Origin of the sequence: Clostridium chauvoei (assembly GCF_002327185.1) — a bacterium.
In the GTDB taxonomy this organism is placed as follows: domain Bacteria; phylum Bacillota; class Clostridia; order Clostridiales; family Clostridiaceae; genus Clostridium; species Clostridium chauvoei.
Genome location: NZ_CP018624.1, coordinates 215465 through 237359, shown reverse-complemented (window position 1 = coordinate 237359; position 21895 = coordinate 215465). Strand labels below are relative to the sequence as shown.

Here is a 21895-nt window from a genome sequence, read left to right as displayed (position 1 = left end):
GAGCTACTTAAAAAGTATCTCTCTTTTTGTTGAATGGTTGACATTACTTAAAACTTGGGTGGTCTATCCATAACCATATTTATTATTGTAGTAATGTTGTCCGTATGGCTTATTTTAGTGAGCTTTCGTATTGTTCAACCATTCTTTTCACCATTTCGCCACCTACGGAACCACATTGTCTAGCTGTTAGGTCACCATTATAATCTGAGAATGGCACTCCTAATTCTGCTGCTACCTCATTTTTAAATGCACTTAATCCATTTTTTGCTTCTGGAACTAATGTCTTTGACATTTGCAATTCCTCCTTTGGCCTTTGGCTAATTTATTTGTAAACTAAACTTATTAAATTTTAATAAGTTATTTTGTTTACACTATTATATTAACCACTTTAAATTTTTATATCCTAAGTAAAAGTTGGATATTTTGTTTTATATATGTACAAACTATAATTGCAATTTAATTTTAGGAGGTTGTTTAATTTGACTCATTCTAAAAAATTTTTTATTAAAGTTTCTCTTTGCTTATTACCCCTTTGTTTATTAGCTAATTTCATTACAAGCGCTAATATTTTAGATGATTCAATTCCATCTATATCTTCTCCTTTTATTGATGATGAATTTATAATTGTAGATACTGATGTTAAAACTGAATTGCCTAATAGGTTTAGAGATATTGAAAAATTAAATATCTCTGGTAGTGCTCAATTTAATCCAATTCAACTTGATAATTTAAAAGAAAAAATTGGCACAGATAATATAACAATTGTTGATTTAAGACAGGAATCTCATGGATTTATAAATGATACTCCTATAAGTTTTTATAGTCTTTTTAAATTAATTAATTGCGGATTATCAACTAAAGATACTTTAAAATCTGAAAAAAAAGCTCTCTCTTCTATAAAAGAAGATAATCCTATAAATTTATATGATAAAGATGCTTATTTAAAGGAAACTATTAATGCAAATAAAATTTTATCTGAACATAATTCAGTAAAAAATGCTAATCTTAATTATCATCGTTTTGCTGTTAAAGATGGTGGAATTCCAACACCTACAGTAGTTGATGATTTTGTATCCTTTGTTGTTAATTTAGACCCTGAAATTCATTTGCATTTTCATTGTCATGAAGGTTTAGGTCGCACTACAACATTTATGTCTCTTTATCAAATGATAAAAAATACAGATAAACTTTCTTTAGAAGAAATATTAAATGAGCAAGTAAGTGCAGGTGGTGAAGTTCTTACTAAAAGTAAATCTAGATCAAAATTTCTAGAACATTTTTACAACTATACTTTAGAGAATATAGATACCCATTTTAAAACCCCTTACTCTACTTGGATTTCTCAATCTAATATTAAAAATTAAGGGGCTGTCGCACTAAATAATAGTGCACAGCTCCTTTTTGATGCAAAAAAAAATAAATCCCAAACTCAATAGTTTAGGATTTATGGTAAAATGTTTTTTATGCAACTAAAAAATATTTTACAACAAAATTATACTGTAAATCGAAAGTTTTATCAATTAAAACTTCCTTTTGATATAGATTGCATAATTCCAGAAAATGATTCGGTGAGATTACTAAGTCAGTTTGTAGAGGAGATGGATTTAACTGACCTATATTCTACTTATTCTAAAATAAGAGAAAATCAAGTATCGCCAACGAACATGTTAAAGATTGTGCTTTATGGATATATGAATGGTTTCTATTCTTCACGAGATATGGAAACAGCATGTCTTAGAGATATAAATTTTATGTTTTTACTCGAAGGGGCATCTGCTCCGGATCACTCAACATTTGCAAGATTTAGAAGTTTACATTTTGCTCCATGTGCTGAAAAGATATTGGCTGAAATGTCTAATTTTCTTTATGAGATTGGAGAAATATCAGGCAGATCAATATTTATTGATGGTACTAAAATAGAAGCTTATGCAAATAAATATACATTCGTTTGGAAAAAAGCTGTGACAAAAAACATGGCTAAATTATTAACAAAAATAGGCGACCTTGTAAAAGAATGCGAAGAACTTTATGGTATTAAATTGATTTATAAAAATAAAGTTCAAATGAGGCACGTAAAAAAGCTAAAGAAAAGGCTTTATGAATTAAAGAAAATTGAAACTATTGAATTCGTCCACGGATGTGGTAAAAGAAAATCACCACTTCAAAAATCTATAGAGAAGCTTGAAGAGTATCTTTCAAAATTCAAAGAATATAACCAAAAAGTATACACCTGCGGAGAAAGAAATAGTTATTCAAAAACAGATAATGACGCTACTTTTATGAGAATGAAAGAAGATGCTATGAAAAATGGTCAACTTAAACCTGCTTATAATGTACAACACGGTGTTGATGCAGAATATATTTCGTGGCTTACTGTGGGACCACAGCCAACAGATACTACTACATTAATACCCTTTTTAAAAAGTATGGAATGGCATCTAAATTTTAAATATTCAAAAATAGTTGCTGATGCTGGCTATGAAAGTGAAGAGAATTACTCATTTATTGAGGATAATAATCAAATAGCATTTATTAAACCTTCTAATTATGAAATATCAAAGACAAGAAAGTATAAGAATGATATTGGCAGAATAGAAAATATGGATTATGACGCTGAGAATGATTTATTTATTTGCCAGAATGGTAAGACTCTAAAAGTCAATGGTATAAAGTTCAAGAAATCTAAAACAGGATATGAAAGTGAAAAAACAATTTATTCATGTGAGGACTGTAGTAATTGTAGCTTTAAGAGTAAATGTATTAAAGGAAATAATTCTAAAATTCCATTGGGGGAAAGAACTAAGAAACTTGAAACTTCAAAAAAGTTTAATCGTCAAAGAAAAGAAGATTTAGAAAGAATTATTACTGATGAAGGCATCTTACTTAGAATGAATAGAAGTATTAAAGCAGAAGGCTCTTTTGCACAAGTAAAACATGATATGAATTTCAGAAGATTTATGTGTCGTGGTCAAAAGAATGTTTTAGCAGAAAGCATCCTAATTGCTATGGCTCATAATGTTAATAAATTACATAACAAAATACAATCTAACCGAACTGGTAAGCATTTATTTGAGCTAAAAGAAGCTTTATAGTTAAATTTTTTAAGTCTTTTTTATTAGCTTTATTAAAGTGAGTCTATTTTTAAATAGAGTTTATTTATATTATAAAATGTGTAATAAATTTTATAAAAATATAGAAAAGGAGCTATCGCTAGCGGATTTTTTTACCCGCTATGCGACAGCCCCTTTAATTTAGATATTTTGTTGATCCTATTTTCTCTATAGCCTTTAATAAAAATACAATTGATATTATAGTTGAAATTACTGAAATTCCAATGTAAGACATTACAATATCAATATTAATTGCTAAACTAAATTGCTTAGTTACAATTTTAATACTAAATTATTTTTTCTTTTAAATTTACTTTTTATTAATAATTTATTTCTTACTTTTAACTAAATATTCTTCAAATCTATATTTTTGTCCAGTAGGATTAACTTTTTCTTTAGGAACTTCCTCTAAAAACATCTCATATGGTCTAACATATAATCCACATTCTCCGTATAATGCTCTATACAAAACTAATTTTTCTTGTGTTTCTGAATGTGTAACAAAATCCTCTAATAAATATAAATCACCCTTAAAATGTCTAAATATCTTCCCTTTTGCTTTTGAAATATCCCTCATCTTACCGTCTCCTTTATAGTAATACACATAAAAATACTGCTATATAATGCAATACACTACCTGCCATAACAAATAAATGCCATATCGCATGATTATAAGGCATTTTATCCAAACTAAAAAATATACATCCTAATGTATAAGCTATTCCACCTATTAATAAATATAATAAAATATTTCCTGGTACAACTAATAATATTGTTTTTACGTTAAATACTATAGCCCATCCCATAAAAATATAAATAAGTGTTGATAATAATTCAAATCTACCAACCCAAATAGCTTTAAATATTATCCCTATTACCGCCATAATCCAAATACAAGTTAATATTATCATAGATCTTTTATCTTGATTTAATAAAATAAGTAGTAATGGTGTATATGTTCCTGCAATAAGTAAATATATAGATGAATGATCAAAAATCCTAAAAACTCTTTTAGTAACTTTTCCTGGTAAAGAATGATATAGAGTAGAATCTAAATATAATATTATTAAACAAAAGCTATATACCGATGCCCCTATTATTTTGTACATATTTTTAGATTCAATTGCAAGCATAAGTAAAAATACAGTTCCTATTATAGCTAATATTGTTCCTACTCCATGAGTTATTGCATTTGCAATTTCTTCCCCCTTAGTATAGAAGTTATATTCTACACTCTTATTAATCTCTCTCTTTGACATATTCTCTTCCCCTTAAAATCATTTTTTAATTATACTAATTCCTAATTATAATTTTCTCCATTAGCTATTATATTATTCTATAAGTTAAAAAGGGAATGGTTTGGCTTACCATTCCCTTTTGTTCATATAATTAAATTTTAGATATTTGCTTACTATAATATTAATTATACTTTATATTTTAATTATTATAAAGCTAAAATTTTTAATAATTCTAAAATTTCAATTATTCTTTCTTATGTATTTGAATCCTATTCTTTTCCGTAGCTTGAACTAATGCTTCAGGCTGAAAGTATATAAAGTTACCCCTATGCAAATTTTTAAATATTATAGGTATTAATTTTGATTTTATTTTTTCCTTCATTTCTTCAATAGGAAATTCTATTAACTTATCACCAATACTAACTAAATCATTTTCCTTTACAAAAACATTAAAGCCTTCTCCATTAAGCTTTATAGTATCTATTCCAATATGCATAAATACCTCTAATCCATCCGTAGTTTTTATTGTAATTGAATGTTTTGTTGGAAGAATAGCTACAACTCTACCTTCTACTGGTGAATATAATATATTATCTATAGGATCTATAGCAAAACCATCCCCTATTAATTTCATAGAAAAAATATCATCTGGTACTTTTTCAAGTTGAATAACTTTTCCTGTAATAGGAATTGAAATTTCTATCCCAGTATCAATACCTTTATTTATTTGCTTTATCTTTTTCTTAGGAGTTTCTTTAATTTTTTTTCCTTCCATTAAATCTTTAATTTGCTCTTTAATTATATCTGATTTAGGCCCAAATATGATTTGAAGGTTATTTCCAACAACCATTATCCCTGCTGCACCTAAAGATTTTAGTGTGTTTTTTCTAACTACATTCAAATCTATTACTGTTACTCTCAATCTTGTTATACAGGAATCTAAATATGTTATATTATTCTTCCCACCCAATGCTGATAAAATTTTCTTTGCTAAATCTCCACCCTCTATATTAATTTCTGTTCCGATATCCTCTTCTTCTCTTCCAGGAGTTTTTAAATCTAATTTTCTAATAATAAATCTAAATCCTAAATAATAAATTATTGAAAATACTATCCCAACTAAAATTACTAAATACCATGGTGTTCTATTAGGAAGTACTCCAAACATTAAATAATCAATAAGTCCCCCTGAAAAAGTTAATCCTATTTTTACATTTAAAATTTGCATTATCATAAAAGAAAGTCCAGCGAATATACAATGAACTGCGAATAATACTGGTGCTACAAAAAGAAACATAAATTCTATTGGTTCTGTAATACCTGTTAAAAAAGATGTTAAAGCTGCAGAAAATAATAATCCTGCTACTCCCTTTCTATTTTCTGAATAGGATTCATGATACATTGCTAAAGCTGCTGCAGGTAATCCAAACATCATAAATGGAAATTTCCCTGTCATAAATGTACCAGCCGTAAGAGCAACCCCGTCTTTTAATTGCTCAAAAAATATTGCTTGATCTCCCATTATCAACTGCCCTGAAGCATTTATATATTCTCCAAATTGATACCAAAACGGATTATACCAAATATGATGAAGCCCAAATGGAATTAATCCTCTTTCTACAACTCCAAATATAAATGATGCCATTGTTTGATTTGTATATATTAAACTTCTAGAAAAATTTAATAAAGCATATTGTATTGTAGGCCATATAGCTGACATTATTAATCCTATAATTAGTCCAAATATTGCTGAAATTATAGGGACAAATCTTTTACCTGAAAAAAAACCTAAGAACTCTGGAAGATGAATATTATAAAATTTATGATATAGCGCAGCTGAGACAAGCCCTATTATTATTCCTCCAAATACACCTGTCTGAATAGTAGGTATTCCTAATACTTCAGTATATATTGGATTATTTAAAATCATATTTGCTTCTATTCCTTTAGCTATACCCATAGTTACATTTAAAATTAGAAATCCAACTATAGCTGCAAGACCAGCAACTCCATCTCCATTACATAATCCAACTGCAACTCCTACTGCAAATATTAATGGAAGATTACTGAAAATTATATTTCCTGAACGCTCCATTATAGTTGCTACTATTTGAATCCACTCTACGTCTAGAGCTGGAATAATTTTTAAAAAATCTGGATTTTGTAACATAACGCCTATTCCAAGCAATAGTCCTGCTGCTGGTAATAATGCTACTGGTAACATTAATGCTTTACCAATTCTCTGTAGAATTCCAAATATTTTTTTTAATATCTCCTTCATAACTGCTCCTTATTAAACTACAAAAAGGTGTTCTAAAGTACAACTTTAGAACACCAATAAAATTATAGTTTATTCTCCTAGAATTCCATTAATTTCATGTTTGTATGCATCAGCTTTTGCGCCAAATATTGCTTGAATACCGTTACCAACTTCAACGACACCTGCTGCACCTAATTTCTTTAATTGATCTTTATTTACTTGAGCTTTGTCTTTAACTTCTACTCTTAATCTTGTAATACAAGCATCAACACTAACTATATTAGCTTCTCCACCTAGTGCTTCTAAAACTAATGGAGCTTTTTCAACTATTTCATTTGAAGCATTTGATTTATTTGAACCACTTACTTTATTTGAACCTTTTGCTTGTTGATAATCAGCTTTGCTGTATAACTTAGTTTCTTCTTCACTTTCATCTCTACCTGGAGTTTTTAAGTTGAATTTCTTAATCATGAATGTGAATAAGAAGTAGTAAATTACTGCATATACAAGACCTACTAAAATAATCATATACCATCTAGTTGGTACTCCTGCTCCTGCTGGAAGTAAACCAAATAGTGCGAAATCTATAAATCCACCTGAGAATGTCATACCTATAAATACTCTAAGTATATCCATTAACATAAATGATAAACCTGCAAGTACACAGTGAACTCCGTATAATACTGGAGCAACAAATAAGAATGTAAATTCTAATGGTTCAGTAATACCTGTTAAGAATGATGTAACTGCTGCTGATATTAATAATGATCCAACAACCTTTTTCTTACTTGGAGCAGCTGTTTTATACATTGCAAATGCTGCTGCAGGTAAACCAAACATCATGAATGGGAATTTACCAGCCATAAATCTAGTAGTTCCTTGAACGATAGTAGTCATTGTTTCTGGTGAAGCTCCTACTAAATCAGACATACTTGATAATTGAGCAAAGTATGCAGTATTAGCTCCAGCAATTGTTTGGAATGCTCCATTTACTAACACTTGTCCTTCAACGAAAGAACCAAACCAGAATGGAGTATAGAATATATGATGTAATCCGAATGGGATTAACGCTCTTTCAACAACACCATATAAGAATGTACCTATGAATCCTGCATCTCTAACAAAGTTAGCTATTATAGTTATACCATTTTGAACTAGTGGCCATAAGAATGCTAAAACTGCACCTACTAAAGCCATTACTAATGCTGTGATTATTGGAACGAATCTTGATCCTGAGAAGAATCCTATTACTGGTGGTAATTGAATATTGTAATACTTATTATGTAATATTGCAGTAACTATACCTGTTATAATACCACCAAATACAGACATATTTAAAGTAAATATACCCACTGTAGTAGTTACATAAGTTCCAAATTCTCCAACGCTATCTGGAGTAATTGTACCTAATTGAGTTATACCTAATCCTAAAAGTGTTCCTATAACTTGGTTCATTACTATGAAACCAAATACTGCTGCTAAACCTGCTGTACCTTTATCTTTTTTAGCAAGACCTACAGCAACACCTACTGCGAATAATATTGGCAAGTTACCGAAAACTATATCCCCAACATTTTTCATTATTGTAAGAATAGCAGTAACTGCTGGAATAGAAACAAAAGCTATTAATGGTTGATATACTGCTGGTGGATCAGTTAATCCTGCAATACCTAGTAATGCACCACCAACTCCTAGTAAAATACCTGCTATTGGAAGGGCTGCTATTGGAAGCATAATCGCCTTACCAATTCTTTGTAATTGTTGTAGCATTTTATAATTCCTCCTTAATTTATAAATATAATAATATAAAAATAAAGACTTAAATTTATTAGAGCAGTATATTTTTATACACCTATATTATTAACCAATTGGTTTAAATATATGATATAAAATTACTCCAATAAATCTAAGTCTTGCCTGCATAACCAGTAACAATCTAATTATTTAATTGTTATCTTTTAAAACTGAGATAACTCTGTGAATATGCATAGTTAAATATACTATTTCATCATTATTTACTTCATAATCATAATTATTTTCAATATAATATCTTATCTTTAAAGCACAATCAAATGCATCTGGATAAGTTTGAGATGCTAATTCTAAGAATGTGTTATCACTTTCTGTATGTTGGGTATTAGTTATTACTCTTTTAGCAAAATACTTAAGATGGGTTAAAAGTCTATCATAGTTTAAGTCATCTTCATTAAACTCTACTGAGTAATAATATCTTATTATATTTAAAATACCCTTTATAACGTTAGTTGCTATAACTGATTCTTTAGCTGTCTCATTATAACTTGCATTAACTAAATGTAATGCTATAAAGCCGGCTTCATCTTCTGGTAATTGAATTTTTAATTTTTTATTTAAATATTCTACTGCCCAATGAGCTACCTTATATTCTTCTTTGTGGATACGCCTTATTTCATCTAATAAATCATTTTTTATTTGGATTTTATTTTTATATCTTTTTAAAGCAAAAGCTATATGATCTGAAAGTGAAATATAAATTTGCTTATCAAGTTTTTTGTTTAATTCTTTACTTGCATGACAAATTATTTCGTGTGATAACTCAAATACTCCATCTGGTATTTGATTGATTAGTTTTTTAAGTTTATTCCCTAACCTCTTATCATCAACCATGAAAATCTTTTCTATTTTACTTTCATCAACTTCCTGACCTACTTTTTTCTTAAAAGCAATTCCACATCCCATAAGGATAACTTCTTTTTTAGTTCTAGGGTCTACTGAAACAACTACATTGTTGTTTAAAATCTTTTCTACAATCATATAAACTTCTATCTCCTTAAAGCAGAAAATTAAAAAAACCTAAATCAAGATATGTGTAACCCATAATCTTAATTTAGGTATTGCCTGCTTTACAGTAACAATCCATACATGTGATTTATGAGTTAATAATATCATTCACAGTAAGCGTTGTCAACATTTTTTCTTTATTTTTATATTTTTCTGCTACTTTATTATGTTTTCAAATTGTGCATTTAAAATATCTGTTAAATTATTAGGGTTCATTTCTATTTGAATACCAATTTTCCCACCACTTACTATAATTTTATCTAATTCTTTCGCTGTACTATCTATGAAAGTTTTATATTGTTTTTTCATACCTAATGGTGAACAGCCCCCTCTTATATAACCTGTATATTTTTGAATATCTTTTACTTGAATCATATCTATTTTCTTTTCACTAACTATTTTAGCCGATTTTTTCAAATCTAATTCTTCATTTACAGGAATAACAAATACATAGATTTCTTTACTATTTCCTATAGTTACTAATGTCTTGTACACCTCTTGTACAGGTTTATTAATTTTTTCAGCTACAGATACTCCATCAATTCTACCATCTTTAATGTCATATGTTATTACATCATATATACTTTTATTTTTATCAAGTATCCTCATAGCATTTGTTTTTACTTGTGCCACTAATTCCTCAAACCTTCCTAAATTAATTTATTAACTATATATTATAATCTAATAATTCTAATATTCTATCTAAAAGATCTTTTATCTCTTCATCATCCTCTTTACTAGTACCACTTTCTAAAACATTAGTTGGATATGCATTACAACAGTTTCTAAACATTGAATATACTTTTACAAAAACATCATGATTTTTAATGTCTTCTATTTGTAAATTTTCCTTATCTATGGCTGCAATAAAATCTCTCATTCCATTACTAAACTTTATATCAATTCCACTTTGCCTTTTTGCAATAACTTCTGCTTTTATTACTCTCATTTTACCACCCCTCATAATCTATTAAATAAATTATAAAAAACACATTCTATATTATATCACTTTAAAATGAAAGTCTGCAAATTATAAAGGAGATTTAAAATATTAAATCTCCTTTATACTCTAATTTCTATTATGCTTAACTGGTAATGTAATTATAAATTCACTACCTTCTCCAATCTTACTATTAACCCTAATGTCTCCATAGTGTAAATTTACTAATTGTTTTGTTAAAGTTAATCCAAGCCCACTACCACCATGTTCTTCTGAAGCTTCATTATACGCTTGTCCGAATCTGTTAAATATGGCTTCATGATATTTTTCATCTATTCCTATGCCTGTATCTTTAACTGTAATCTCCACCATATCTCCTAAGTCAAATAATTTAACTTGTATTTTTCCCCCATAAGGAGTAAATTTGGCTGCATTAGCAATAAGATTTACTACCGATTTTTCTATCTCTGTATAATCACACTCAATAACTTTTTCTTCAACTTCTGGGTCTATTATAAGTTCTATACCATTATTCTCTATAAAGTCTTTCATTGAAAGTGCAGCTTCTTCAACTAAATATACAATATCATTTTCTTTAATATCTAGCTTATATGATCCTGATTCAATCTTTGAGGTATCTATTATATTATTTATTAATTTTAATAATCTATTGGAATTTCTTTTTAATGTATTCATATAATAGTTTATTTTTTCCTTAGGTATAGGCTTTTCATCCTCATTCAATTTTGTTATTAGTTGTTGAGTTGATAAAATTACATTTAACGGAGTTCGTAACTCATGTGATAAGTTTACAAAATAATTATTTTTATACTTCTCATTTCTTATTAACTTTGCATAAAGTTCTTCATTCTCTTTTAACTTGCTATCTAATTCCTTTGTTCTCTGTTCTACTAAACTATCTAATATTTTAACTCTATTCCACACAATATATAATACAGTTACTAAAATAACTATATAAATTATATATGCTATAGGTGTTCTCCAAGGTGGATTGCTGACCTTTATTCTTATAGCTCTTACTTCACTCCATTCCCCTGTAGAGTTTCTACCTTTTACTAAGAATTTATATGATCCTGGTTGTAAATTTGTATAGTTAGCATAATTCCTATTTTCAGAAGAAACCCATTCATTGTCTAAGCCTTCTAATCTATATGCATACTGTATCTTACTGGTATTTCTATAGTCTGGCATGAAAAAATTTATTTGAAATTGATTTGTATCATATTTCAAATAAATATTATCCTCAACATTTATTTCTTCCCCATTATTATAGATACTTTCAATATTAACCATAGGTATAAATTTCTTTTCTACTAAATCTTCTGGGTAAAAAGTAGTTAATCCATTTATCCCCCCAAAAAACATTTCTCCTTCTGGGCTTTTATAATAAGAATGTCCGTTAAATTCATTACCTTGAAGCCCATCTGTAACATTAAAATTGATAAATTTATTATCTTCTATATCAAACTTTGATAACCCATAATTAGTACTTATCCAAGGATTATATTCACTATCAATTAAAATCCCATATATAAAATTATTACAAAGTCCATCTGACTCTGTATATCTAGTAAATTCTTCTTTATTTTTATCAAATTTATTTAACCCATATTGAGTTCCTATCCATAAATTCCCTTTGCTATCTGAAATAATAGATTTTATCGCATTATAAGATAAGCTTTTCTTATTTTTTTCATTATTTCTATATTCTTTCATTTCTTTAGTAGTCTTATTATATTTTATAAGTCCACCTTCTAAACCTAGTCCAAACCACATTATTCCATCTTTATCTTGATAAATATCTGCAAACATAGTATCATCTACACCATTAGCTTTTAATATATCCGTATAATGTGTAAACTTATTTTTTCTGTCAAAGCTACACAATCCATCTCTAGTACCTATCCAAAGTATTCCTTCATTATCAATATATAAACTCTTTACATCATCATGTATTAAACTATTTTCACTACCATTTGAATTATATCTTGTATATTTCCCTGTACTCTTATCGTATTTATTTAATCCATTTTCTGTAGCAATCCAAATCTCATTATCTATACCTACAATTTCTCTTATATTGTTATCACTAATACTATTTTGATCTTTCAGATTACTATTAATTCTTTGTATAATGTTCTTGTCTCTATCTATTATATTAATCCCATTATGCACTGTTCCTACCCATAATAGTCCATCATTATCTTGATAAATACCTGCCATCATATCTTCACTTAATGAGTTAGTATTAAATGGATCATTTTTATAATGTCTAAATATATTATCTGGATTAAATAAACTTATTCCATCATAAGTTCCAACCCAAATTGTACCCGATTTATCTTCACATAAGCTTAAAATATTATTACTTAATATACTTTGAGGATCATATATTCTTGCTTCATAAGTAGTAAATTCTTTTTTCTTTTCATCTAACTTACAAAACCCATTGTCTGTTGCAACCCATAACATATCTCTACTATCTCTTAAAATTGATCTAACATAATTTCCTGGTAGAGATTTAGAATCCCCTGGTATATTCTTAAATACTTCTATAGTATTAGTATTTAAATCTAATCTATTTAATCCTCCACTATAAGTTCCTATCCATAAAGAACCTCTTTTATCTGCATAAACTTTGAATATTACATTATCACTAATACTATTTTTCGATTCATTTTGATAATACTTTGTAACCCTTCCATCTTTTTCGATTTTGTTTAATCCATTTTCTGTTCCAACCCAATAACACCCATTAATATCTTCAGTTATTGAATATATAAATTGGTTACTTAATGATTTTTCTGTATTAATAGAATTATATACTCTTATAAAATTATCATTATTTTTATCATACTTATTTAAACCATCTACAGTTGCAACATAAATATCACCTTTAGAATCTAATAATATTTCTGTTATATTATAGTGAGATATATTACAGCCATCTTTTCCTGGAAAATATGACTTTATTTCTTTAGTTGTTGGGTTAATTTTATTTAACCCTTTTGACGTCCCTACCCATATGTTACCATCAGTATCTTCATTTATAGCTGCTATATAATTACCAATAAGACTATTTTCACTATCCTCTTTATATTTAAAAACTTCAAATTCATGTCCATTGTACCTATTAAGTCCATCAACTGTTCCTATCCACATATATCCCTTACTATCTTGGAATAAATACTCTATTGATGTTTGTGATAAACCATCTTCTATTGTAATACTTTTAAAATTTATATTTTTATCTACATTATTTACAGCTAATGCTGATTCTGTTAATATTCCTAAGCTAATAATAAAAAAATTAATACTGAACCAATCCTTTTAATAGTATTTTTCATTATGTTACCTCTCAGCAAGTTTTTTCCTTAAAATTAATTATAACAAATTTATCACTATTTTTACATAAAAAAACAAATAAAAAAAAGAGAGTATATAAAATACTCTCTTTTTTGGCAGGGGCACTAGGATTTGAACCCAGAACCAATGGTTTTGGAGACCACTACTCTACCGTTGAGCCATACCCCTTTAACAAAAATTATTTTACCATGACATTTAAACATATGTCAATATTTATATTATAGTAAAAATGATAAAATATTAACTTTTTACTACAAAAGATATATACATATAAATTTACCTTGTTAATTTCTGAAAATTTGTTATAATAACTTTAAAATAGTTTTATAATCAAACTATTTAATAATCAAATTAATTTATATGGAAGGAAGTTTTATTATGGATATAAAACCACTTATAATTGGAGATTTAATAGCAAAAATACCTATAGTACAAGGTGGAATGGGTATCGGTGTTTCTCTTTCAAATTTAGCTGCCGCTGTTGCTAAAGCTGGTGGAATTGGTATTATTTCTGGTGCACAAACTGGCTATAATGAAGACGATTTTGAAACAAATGCTCTTGAAGCAAATTTAAGGGCACTAAAAAAACATATAAAGCTTGCAAAAGAAAAATCTAATAACGGAATCATTGGAGTTAATCTTATGGTTGCAATGAATAAATATAAAGAACATGTTGAAGCAGCTCTTGAAGCTGGAGTTGATTTAATTATATCTGGAGCTGGATTACCAACAAAATTACCTAAATATACAAAAGGATATAAAGTAAAACTTGCCCCTATAGTATCTTCTTGTAAAGCCGCTAAAGTTATTTTAAATATTTGGGATAAACATCATAATGTAACAGCTGATATGGTAGTTATTGAAGGCCCCAAAGCTGGTGGTCATTTAGGGTTTGCTAAAGAAAAACTTGAAGAAGAAATTTCTAACTTCAATAAAACTATTACTGATATCATTGAAGTCGTTAAAGGTTTTGAAAGTAAATATAATAAAGTTATTCCTGTTATAGTTGCAGGTGGTGTCTTTAATGGTTATGATATAGCTAAATATTTAAAGCTTGGAGCATCTGGAGTACAAATGGCTACACGTTTCGTTGCTACAAATGAATGTGATGCACATATTAAATTTAAAGAAGCCTATATTAATTGTTCTGACTCCGATATTAATATTGTAAAAAGTCCTGTGGGAATGCCTGGAAGAGCTATTGTTAATAATTTTGTTAAGAAAACTCAACTTGGAAATATAAATGTATCTAAATGTTATAATTGCTTAATTCCTTGTAATCCTAATACAACACCCTATTGCATAACAGAAGCATTAATTAATGCCGTAAAAGGCAATCTAGAAAATGGATTAATCTTTTGTGGGGAAAATGCTTCAAAAATAGATAAAATAGTATCTGTTCAAGAGCTTATGGATGAGCTTACAATTGAAATGCAGTTAGCATAGTAATAAAGAAGCTATATTAGGTTAAGATTAATCTAATATAGCTTCTTTCAACTTATTACACTTTAAAACAAAAAAGGTTCTAGCAACTTAATTGCTAGAACCTTGGCAGGGGCACTAGGATTTGAACCCAGAACCAATGGTTTTGGAGACCACTACTCTACCGTTGAGCCATACCCCTTTGAACAATACATATTATATATCATATTTATATAAAAATCAACTGTTTTATTTAATTTATTCTAGTGGTAGTTTTTTAATAGTATCTACCACTAGTTTTGTATTCTTTAATATTAGCTCTTCAAATGAAATATCTCCATTAAATCTTACTAATTCAATAGTTTCACACTTTAATGGCTCTTCGATTTTTTCACTTTCACTTTCTTTTTTATCTTCATTATTTGATTTTTTGACATGATTTTTATCTTTTACAAATATAACTTTTGTCTCATCTATATTTTTTTCTTCTAAGATTTTTCTAATCTCATGATCCTTAACCTTTATAAAATTAATTCCTAAATCTTTGTATATATAATCGAAAACATCAGTATCTGTTACTACAGTATAATTCTTATACTTACTAACTTCTCCTCTTAAAGCCTTTAAAGAGTCATTTAAATCTTTAATAGTCTTATCATAATTATTCTCATAAAAATCTTTATTTTTAATATCTCTTTCTTGTAAAGCTTGTTTAATATTGTATAATGCTATTTTATAGTCATTGTAACTTAGTAAATAATAAGGATTTTCTTTATTTTCTGCATTTAAATCATAAGATAAAGGTCTAACTCCTCTACTTATGTTTATTATTCCTAAGCTACTCTTTTTCAAATCCTCAATTAGGTCATTTATCCAAGGTTCATAGTTTAAACCTGTATATATAAATAAATCTATATTAGAAATATTATTTATTATATTTTCATCAACTTTAAATTTTTCTATCTCATCTTCTGATTTAAATAAGTATTCTACATTATGTTTATCTCCAACTAAAGACTTAACCATATAATATTGTGGTTTAGTTACAGTTGTTATATTTAAGAACACTTCTTTTTCTTTATCAAACTCATTAGTTGCATTTACTAACAATGGATTCGAAAATAAACCTAAGCCTAAAAATAAAGCTAGAGTTACTATAACCATTAAATAAGTAAGCTTCTTCATAGTAATACCTCTTTTTAAAATTCAATTTATTCTATACCATTTTTATATTATCCTAATAGTATTATACTATATCACTTTTTTAATAATATTACAATATTGTTACAATGAGAATAAATTACCTTTCTTTTTCCCTTGAATTTGGATAGAATATATTAATATAAGATTTTTATAGAAGGGAGTTATTTTATGTATTTTAATGTTGATAGTGTCGAAAGTACAACTTCTATAGGTTATGCTCTTGGCAAAGTATTAAAAGCTGGTGATATAGTATGTTTAACTGGTGATTTAGGTACTGGAAAAACTCATATTACTAAAGGAATTGCTAAAGGTCTTGGAATAGATGAGCATATAACGAGTCCAACTTTTACTATAGTTAATGAATATGATTCCGGAAGATTAAAATTATTTCATTTTGATGTATATAGAGTAAGTGATCCTGATGAAATATACGCTATAGGCTTTGATGATTACATTTTTTCAGATGGTGTATCAATTATTGAATGGGCAAATTACATAGAAGATATTTTACCTAATGACTATATTCATATATTAATAGAAAAAGATTTAGACAAAGGTGAAAATTTTAGAAAAATCACTATAACTCCATATGGAGATAGATATAATTACGTAAAGGAGTTAGAAATATGATAGTTTTAAGTATAGATTCTTCATCTAAAGTAGCTACAGCTGCTATTGTAAAAGATGATAGTCTTATAGGTGAATATACTCTTAATAATAAAAGAGAACATTCAATATTAATTATGGACATGGTAGAAATGCTTCTAAAAGATAATAATTTAGATATAGATGACATAGATGCTTTTGTTGTTTCAAAAGGTCCTGGTTCATTTACAGGTTTAAGAATAGGAATGGCTACAGTCAAAGGTCTAAGTTTTGGATCAAATAAACCTTATATAAGTGTTTCTAGTTTAGATGCTCTTGCATATTCCTTAATATGTTTCGATGGAATTATATGTCCAATTATGGATGCTTTAAGAGATAGTGTTTACACTTGTTTATATAAAAATGAAGACGGAAACCTTAAAGCAATAACAGATTATGATGCACTTGATTTAAGTGATCTAGTTGCTTTATTAAAAGAAAAAAATGAAAAAGTTATTTTTACTGGTGATGGTTTAGAAAAACATAAAGAGTTTTTAAAAGACAATTTACCTAATGCTTTCTTTGCTCCGAATCACCTAAGTATAATTAGAGCTTCATCTTTAGGTGAACTTGGACTTAAAATGTTACTTGAAGGTAAATCAGATGATATAAATTCTTCACCATTTTATCTTAAAAAACCTCAAGCTGAAAGAGAACTTGAAAAAAGGTTGGCTTTAAAAAATGAAAATAGCTTATAATCTTATGACTTCTAATGATATTGATGGTGTTTATGAAATAAGTAATCTTTGTTTTTCAGTGCCATGGAGCATTGAATCTATTAAATCTGAACTTAATAATCCACTTGCTAAATATATAGTAGCTAAAGAAATAGCATCTAATAGAATTATTGGATTTGTTGGCGTATGGATTATAGCTGGTGAAGGTGACATAACTAATATAGGGGTTCACCCTAACTATAGAAAAAATCATATAGCCACTAATTTATTGCAATGTTTATTTAAGTTATGTGAAGATTTAAATTGCAACACAATTAATTTAGAAGTAAGAGAATCTAATATTCCAGCACAAAATTTATATACAAATTTTGAATTTAAAAATATAGGTCTTAGAAAAGGTTATTACGAAGATAATAAAGAAAATGCTGTGTTAATGCAATATAATAAATTTTAAAACAAAAATAGTCATAGTAAAATGATTAACTTCAATTTACTATGACTATTTTAATTATATTATACTGTTGTAAGATTTTTATCTTTATTAGGTTCAAAATGTGAATCAACTTTAAATATTGCCATTGATACTTTTTTGTATAACATATAAGTTATTCCACATACTAAAACAGCTTTTATTCCATTAAAAGGTAGTAGTCCTACTGTTACATATTCTAATAATTGAGCTGATTCCATATGCATTCCATAAGCTGGCAATAAGAAATATACATTTGCTATTATTCCCATTATTTCTATTCCTATAAATCCTAATGCCATTCCTATAAGAGCTGTCTTTTTACTCTTATTTCTGTGATAGAACCATGATGCTGGTACTACTAATGAAATTCCTACTATAAAATTAGCAATTTCCCCTACAAACACTGTTCCAGTTCCCTTAACTATTAAAATTAATAAATTTTTTATAAGTTCTATAACAATACCTGCAACTGGTCCAAAAGCAAATGCTCCCATAAGTGCTGGAACATCACTTAAGTCTATTTTTAACCAAGGAAATAACGGTATTACAGGAAAATCTAAGTACATTAGTACAACGGCAATTGCTCCTAGTAATGAGATTTTTACAAACTTGTTCAAATTTTTGTTTTGATTATTCATGGTTTTCTCTCCTCCCAAAAGTCTATCCTCTGGGGCATTAAGTTAGAAATTTTATGCTTACCACTTCAAAATGCAAAAAACCCTGATGCACTTTAATACATCAGGGCGAAAAGCTTCTAAATAAAATGGATTAACTAAAAGTATTTTAATATACCTTTAACTTTAATCTAACTTTCTACCTTCTTTCATCCAGACTATACTGTCGGCCTCGGAGTTTCACCGAATCATGCTAATTATTAGCTCGCGGGCTTTACCGCCGGTGGGGAATCTCGCCCCGCCCTGAAGATAATATTTTATTGTACTTCCATTATATTACTATTGTCTGAATTTTTCAAGTATTTTATTCTTCCTCTTTTATATCTTTCATTGATAAAGAAATCCTATTTCTTTTTTCATCTACTTCCATTATTCTAACCTTTATTACATCCCCTACTTTAACTATATCCAAAGGATGTTTTACAAATCTATTTGCCATTTGACTTTTGTGAACAAGACCATCTTGATGAACTCCAATATCTACAAATGCTCCAAAATCCGAAACATTTCTAACAGTTCCCATAAGAACCATTCCTGGCGTTAAATCTTTTAATTCTATTACTCCAGTCTTTAATATTGGCTTAGGCATCTCTTCTCTTGGATCTCTTCCTGGTTTTTGTAATTCTTTAATTATATCTCTAAGAGTAGGTTCCCCAACTTCTAATTCTTTAACTAAATTGCTTAAACCTTTTTCATTTACTCTTTTTTCTATATCATTAAGATTTTTATTTTGTAAATCATCTTTTGTATATCCTAGCAATCCAATTAACTTTTTAGCTATATCATATGACTCTGGATGAACAGAAGTATTATCTAGTGCTTCCTTACTTTCCATTACTCTTAAAAATCCAGCACATTGTTCATAAGCCTTTTGTCCTAATCTTTTTACTTTTAAAAGCTCTTTTCTAGTTTTAAATCCACCAACTTCATCTCTATATAACACTATATTATTTGCTATAGTTGTATTTATTCCAGCTATATGATTTAGTAATGAAGGTGTTGCTGTGTTTAAATCTACTCCAACCTTATTAACTGAGTCTTCTACTACCCCTGCTAAAGATTCTTCTAATCTTTTTTGAGTTACATCATGTTGATATTGACCAACCCCAATAGCCTTAGGATCTATCTTAACAAGTTCTGCCATAGGATCTTGTAATCTTCTTCCTATAGAAATAGCTCCTCTTATAGTAACATCTAAATCAGGATATTCCTTTGTTGCTAATTCGGATGCTGAATAAACAGATGCTCCTGCTTCTGAAACTATAACATATGCTAACTCTTTTCCCATTTCATTTTTAATTTCAGAAAGCATTTCTGATATAACTTCTTCTGATTCCCTTGATGCAGTTCCATTACCTAAAGAAATAACATCTACATTATATTTTTTCACAAGATCTTTAAGTATTCTTTTAGTACCTTCTATATCCCTTTTTGGTACTGTTGGAAATACTGTTGCCTTTTCTAAGAATTTACCTGTACTATCTAAAACAGCAACTTTACAACCAGTTCTAAATCCTGGATCATACCCCATAACAACTTTTCCTTTTATAGGAGGTTGCATAAGTAATGCCTTTAAATTCTCTTTAAATATTTTTATTGCTCCCTCTTCTCCAATATTAGTAAGTTCTGCTCTTACTTCTCTTTCAATTGATGGGTATATTAATCTCTTTAAAGAGTCTTTAACTGCAAGTTTTAAATAATCATCAGTTACCTTATTTCCTTTTAATACTTCTCTTTCTAAGTAGTTTAATATTTTTTCTTCATTAACTATAATTTTAACTGAAAGTATTTTTTCTTTTTCTCCTCTATTTATAGCAAGAATTCTATGTGGTGGTATCTTATTAACATCTTCACTATATTCATAATACATTTCATATTGAGTCGTATCATCACTTCCACCTTTTGATTCAATTTTTCCTTCTCTTAGTACAAGCTCTCTAATCCATTTTCTATATTTAGCTTCATCTGAAATCATCTCTGCAACTATATCTAAAGCTCCAGATAAAGCTTCCTCATTAGTTTTAACACCTTTTTCTTCATTTACAAATTTAGATGCTTCCTCTAAAAGATTTCCTTTGAATTCTCCATTTATTATTAATTCTGAAAGAGGTTTTAATCCCTTTTCTAAAGCAATTGTAGCTCTTGTTCTCTTCTTTTGCTTATAAGGTCTATATATATCCTCAACCTCTGTTAAAGTCATTGCCTTTTTTAATGAATTAGTTATCTCTTCTGTTAGTTTACCTTGTTCTTCTATAAGTCTTGAAACATCTGATTTTCTTTCTTCTAAATTTCTAAGATAAGTTAATCTCTCTTGAAATTTTCTTAGTAATTCATCTGTTAATCCACCAGTTTGTTCTTTCCTATATCTTGATATAAAAGGTACTGTATTACCTTCATCTAAAAGTCCAATTACATTATTTACTTGAGATAACTTTATCCCTAGTTCTTCTGCTAATCTATCTTCTATCTTAACCATTGTTTCCTCCTAAACTCTTAACCAAAATTTGCATAACACTACTATAATTATAATATTATTTATAATTAATACAACTATACATAACCTTAATGATAAATTAAAGTTACTAAGTTATAAATTTATTCTACCCTATTGATATTATGTAAATAAATAGATATAATATTATTGTAAATATTTTACAAATAGGTGATGGTATGAATAAATTAGCTTCAATTTTAAATAAAACTATAAATATATTATTAATCTTTTTTGTTGTGTTTTTAGTTTTAAATGAATATTATGTAGTAGAATTTTCCGCTACTCTAAGAAATGTTATAGCTTTTCTTACAATGATTTTAATTCTAATTTCTGCAATGAAAGAATTATTAACTAATAAATCTGGTCTTTCTAGATTTATTAATGGTGTAATATTATTTACTTCAATTGTTGGTGGTGTATTTGCTATTATATCCAAACAATTAAATTTATTTTTATATACTTGTATATTATTTTCTGTAGTTTACGGTTTTGTTGATTTAGTATATAAAAAAGCTTAACTAAATTTGACCATTTGAAATTATTTCTCATAATT

Annotated in this window: 19 protein-coding genes, 2 tRNA genes and 1 riboswitch; of the genes, 7 read left to right on the top strand and 14 right to left on the bottom strand. The window is 27.8% G+C overall.

Going from position 1 to position 21895, the window contains the following annotated elements; translation table 11 throughout:
* Positions 1–109 precede the first annotated feature (109 nt).
* Entirely contained in the window at positions 110–292 is a 183-nt protein-coding gene (locus tag BTM21_RS01185; RefSeq protein ID WP_021876556.1) for an alpha/beta-type small acid-soluble spore protein, read from the bottom strand.
* A gap of 187 nt (positions 293–479) precedes the next feature.
* Between BTM21_RS01185 and BTM21_RS01180 the strand changes: the two genes are divergently transcribed.
* Both BTM21_RS01180 and BTM21_RS01175 read left to right on the top strand, forming a co-directional pair.
* Positions 480–1364: a phosphatase domain-containing putative toxin gene (locus tag BTM21_RS01180; protein ID WP_161493113.1), complete on the top strand. Its 885-nt coding sequence runs from the start codon at positions 480–482 to the stop codon at positions 1362–1364.
* Between the two features lie 99 nt (positions 1365–1463).
* Positions 1464–3092, top strand: coding sequence for an IS1182 family transposase (locus BTM21_RS01175; protein ID WP_079481873.1), 1629 nt, complete (start codon positions 1464–1466; stop codon positions 3090–3092).
* A 346-nt stretch (positions 3093–3438) separates the two neighbouring features.
* Here the strand turns inward: BTM21_RS01175 and BTM21_RS01170 are convergent, their stop codons facing one another.
* From BTM21_RS01170 to BTM21_RS01130, 9 genes are all read right to left on the bottom strand, one after another.
* Entirely contained in the window at positions 3439–3687 is a 249-nt protein-coding gene (locus BTM21_RS01170) for a DUF1653 domain-containing protein (protein WP_021876557.1), read from the bottom strand.
* 13 nt (positions 3688–3700) lie between these two features.
* Positions 3701–4369: a PAQR family membrane homeostasis protein TrhA gene (gene trhA / locus BTM21_RS01165; RefSeq protein WP_021876558.1), complete on the bottom strand. Its 669-nt coding sequence runs from the start codon at positions 4367–4369 to the stop codon at positions 3701–3703.
* 223 nt (positions 4370–4592) lie between these two features.
* Positions 4593–6620, bottom strand: a complete 2028-nt coding sequence (gene ptsG / locus BTM21_RS01160; protein ID WP_079481874.1) for a glucose-specific PTS transporter subunit IIBC — start codon at positions 6618–6620, stop codon at positions 4593–4595.
* A gap of 78 nt (positions 6621–6698) precedes the next feature.
* Complete coding sequence (locus tag BTM21_RS01155; RefSeq protein ID WP_079481621.1) at positions 6699–8378, bottom strand: PTS transporter subunit EIIC; 1680 nt, start codon at positions 8376–8378, stop codon at positions 6699–6701.
* Positions 8379–8552: 174 nt separating this feature from the next.
* Positions 8553–9401: a BglG family transcription antiterminator LicT gene (gene licT / locus BTM21_RS01150; RefSeq protein ID WP_021876561.1), complete on the bottom strand. Its 849-nt coding sequence runs from the start codon at positions 9399–9401 to the stop codon at positions 8553–8555.
* Positions 9402–9584: 183 nt separating this feature from the next.
* The gene (gene ybaK, locus BTM21_RS01145; RefSeq protein WP_096145462.1) at positions 9585–10037 is read right to left on the bottom strand and encodes a Cys-tRNA(Pro) deacylase; all 453 of its coding nucleotides are present in this window, start codon (positions 10035–10037) and stop codon (positions 9585–9587) included.
* A 58-nt stretch (positions 10038–10095) separates the two neighbouring features.
* Positions 10096–10377 carry a hypothetical protein gene (locus BTM21_RS01140; protein WP_079481622.1) on the bottom strand — a complete coding sequence of 94 codons (282 nt, stop codon included), beginning with the start codon at positions 10375–10377 and terminating at the stop codon, positions 10096–10098.
* A 120-nt stretch (positions 10378–10497) separates the two neighbouring features.
* Positions 10498–13677 (bottom strand): ligand-binding sensor domain-containing protein, encoded by a 3180-nt coding sequence (locus BTM21_RS01135; protein WP_341429543.1) that lies wholly within the window; start codon positions 13675–13677, stop codon positions 10498–10500.
* Positions 13678–13848: 171 nt separating this feature from the next.
* Positions 13849–13923: transfer RNA gene (locus BTM21_RS01130), tRNA-Trp, on the bottom strand.
* A gap of 210 nt (positions 13924–14133) precedes the next feature.
* On the opposite strand from BTM21_RS01130, the gene BTM21_RS01125 reads away from it, so the two are divergent.
* On the top strand, positions 14134–15201 hold the full coding sequence (locus BTM21_RS01125; RefSeq protein WP_079481623.1) for an NAD(P)H-dependent flavin oxidoreductase: 1068 nt from the start codon (positions 14134–14136) through the stop codon (positions 15199–15201).
* A gap of 103 nt (positions 15202–15304) precedes the next feature.
* On the opposite strand, the gene BTM21_RS01120 is transcribed toward BTM21_RS01125, so the two are convergent.
* Together BTM21_RS01120 and BTM21_RS01115 are read right to left on the bottom strand one after the other, a co-directional pair.
* A tRNA-Trp gene (locus BTM21_RS01120) sits at positions 15305–15379 on the bottom strand.
* Between the two features lie 56 nt (positions 15380–15435).
* Positions 15436–16362, bottom strand: coding sequence for a metal ABC transporter substrate-binding protein (locus BTM21_RS01115; RefSeq protein WP_021876566.1), 927 nt, complete (start codon positions 16360–16362; stop codon positions 15436–15438).
* 186 nt (positions 16363–16548) lie between these two features.
* Between BTM21_RS01115 and tsaE the strand changes: the two genes are divergently transcribed.
* The 3 genes from tsaE to rimI are packed head-to-tail and all read left to right on the top strand — an operon-like array spanning position 16549 to position 18156.
* Positions 16549–17010 (top strand): tRNA (adenosine(37)-N6)-threonylcarbamoyltransferase complex ATPase subunit type 1 TsaE, encoded by a 462-nt coding sequence (tsaE, locus tag BTM21_RS01110; protein ID WP_021876567.1) that lies wholly within the window; start codon positions 16549–16551, stop codon positions 17008–17010.
* A complete protein-coding gene (gene tsaB, locus BTM21_RS01105; RefSeq protein WP_079481624.1) occupies positions 17007–17723 on the top strand; it encodes a tRNA (adenosine(37)-N6)-threonylcarbamoyltransferase complex dimerization subunit type 1 TsaB in 717 nt (238 codons plus the stop codon). Before tsaE ends, tsaB begins: the two co-directional genes overlap by 4 nt.
* Entirely contained in the window at positions 17707–18156 is a 450-nt protein-coding gene (gene rimI / locus BTM21_RS01100; protein WP_079481625.1) for a ribosomal protein S18-alanine N-acetyltransferase, read from the top strand. Before tsaB ends, rimI begins: the two co-directional genes overlap by 17 nt.
* 59 nt (positions 18157–18215) lie before the next feature.
* On the opposite strand, the gene BTM21_RS01095 is transcribed toward rimI, so the two are convergent.
* Positions 18216–18812 (bottom strand): ECF transporter S component, encoded by a 597-nt coding sequence (locus BTM21_RS01095; protein ID WP_079481626.1) that lies wholly within the window; start codon positions 18810–18812, stop codon positions 18216–18218.
* A gap of 173 nt (positions 18813–18985) precedes the next feature.
* Positions 18986–19103, bottom strand: a riboswitch (FMN riboswitch).
* Between the two features lie 49 nt (positions 19104–19152).
* Complete coding sequence (locus BTM21_RS01090) at positions 19153–21324, bottom strand: Tex family protein (RefSeq protein ID WP_021876571.1); 2172 nt, start codon at positions 21322–21324, stop codon at positions 19153–19155.
* Between the two features lie 194 nt (positions 21325–21518).
* On the opposite strand from BTM21_RS01090, the gene BTM21_RS01085 reads away from it, so the two are divergent.
* Positions 21519–21860, top strand: a complete 342-nt coding sequence (locus tag BTM21_RS01085) for a hypothetical protein (protein WP_021876572.1) — start codon at positions 21519–21521, stop codon at positions 21858–21860.
* Positions 21861–21895 lie beyond the last annotated feature (35 nt).

Excerpts from the sequence above, each read along its gene's own strand:
- BTM21_RS01185 (WP_021876556.1), bottom strand. The coding sequence starts at position 292 with ATGTCAAAGACATTAGTTCCAGAAGCAAAAAATGGATTAAGTGCATTT.
- BTM21_RS01175 (WP_079481873.1), top strand. The coding sequence starts at position 1,464 with ATGCAACTAAAAAATATTTTACAACAAAATTATACTGTAAATCGAAAG.
- BTM21_RS01170 (WP_021876557.1), bottom strand. The coding sequence starts at position 3,687 with ATGAGGGATATTTCAAAAGCAAAAGGGAAGATATTTAGACATTTTAAG.
- trhA (WP_021876558.1), bottom strand. The coding sequence starts at position 4,369 with ATGTCAAAGAGAGAGATTAATAAGAGTGTAGAATATAACTTCTATACT.
- BTM21_RS01155 (WP_079481621.1), bottom strand. The coding sequence starts at position 8,378 with ATGCTACAACAATTACAAAGAATTGGTAAGGCGATTATGCTTCCAATA.
- licT (WP_021876561.1), bottom strand. The coding sequence starts at position 9,401 with ATGATTGTAGAAAAGATTTTAAACAACAATGTAGTTGTTTCAGTAGAC.
- ybaK (WP_096145462.1), bottom strand. The coding sequence starts at position 10,037 with ATGAGGATACTTGATAAAAATAAAAGTATATATGATGTAATAACATAT.
- BTM21_RS01140 (WP_079481622.1), bottom strand. The coding sequence starts at position 10,377 with ATGAGAGTAATAAAAGCAGAAGTTATTGCAAAAAGGCAAAGTGGAATT.
- BTM21_RS01125 (WP_079481623.1), top strand. The coding sequence starts at position 14,134 with ATGGATATAAAACCACTTATAATTGGAGATTTAATAGCAAAAATACCT.
- BTM21_RS01115 (WP_021876566.1), bottom strand. The coding sequence starts at position 16,362 with ATGAAGAAGCTTACTTATTTAATGGTTATAGTAACTCTAGCTTTATTT.
- tsaE (WP_021876567.1), top strand. The coding sequence starts at position 16,549 with ATGTATTTTAATGTTGATAGTGTCGAAAGTACAACTTCTATAGGTTAT.
- tsaB (WP_079481624.1), top strand. The coding sequence starts at position 17,007 with ATGATAGTTTTAAGTATAGATTCTTCATCTAAAGTAGCTACAGCTGCT.
- rimI (WP_079481625.1), top strand. The coding sequence starts at position 17,707 with ATGAAAATAGCTTATAATCTTATGACTTCTAATGATATTGATGGTGTT.
- BTM21_RS01095 (WP_079481626.1), bottom strand. The coding sequence starts at position 18,812 with ATGAATAATCAAAACAAAAATTTGAACAAGTTTGTAAAAATCTCATTA.
- BTM21_RS01090 (WP_021876571.1), bottom strand. The coding sequence starts at position 21,324 with ATGGTTAAGATAGAAGATAGATTAGCAGAAGAACTAGGGATAAAGTTA.
- BTM21_RS01085 (WP_021876572.1), top strand. The coding sequence starts at position 21,519 with ATGAATAAATTAGCTTCAATTTTAAATAAAACTATAAATATATTATTA.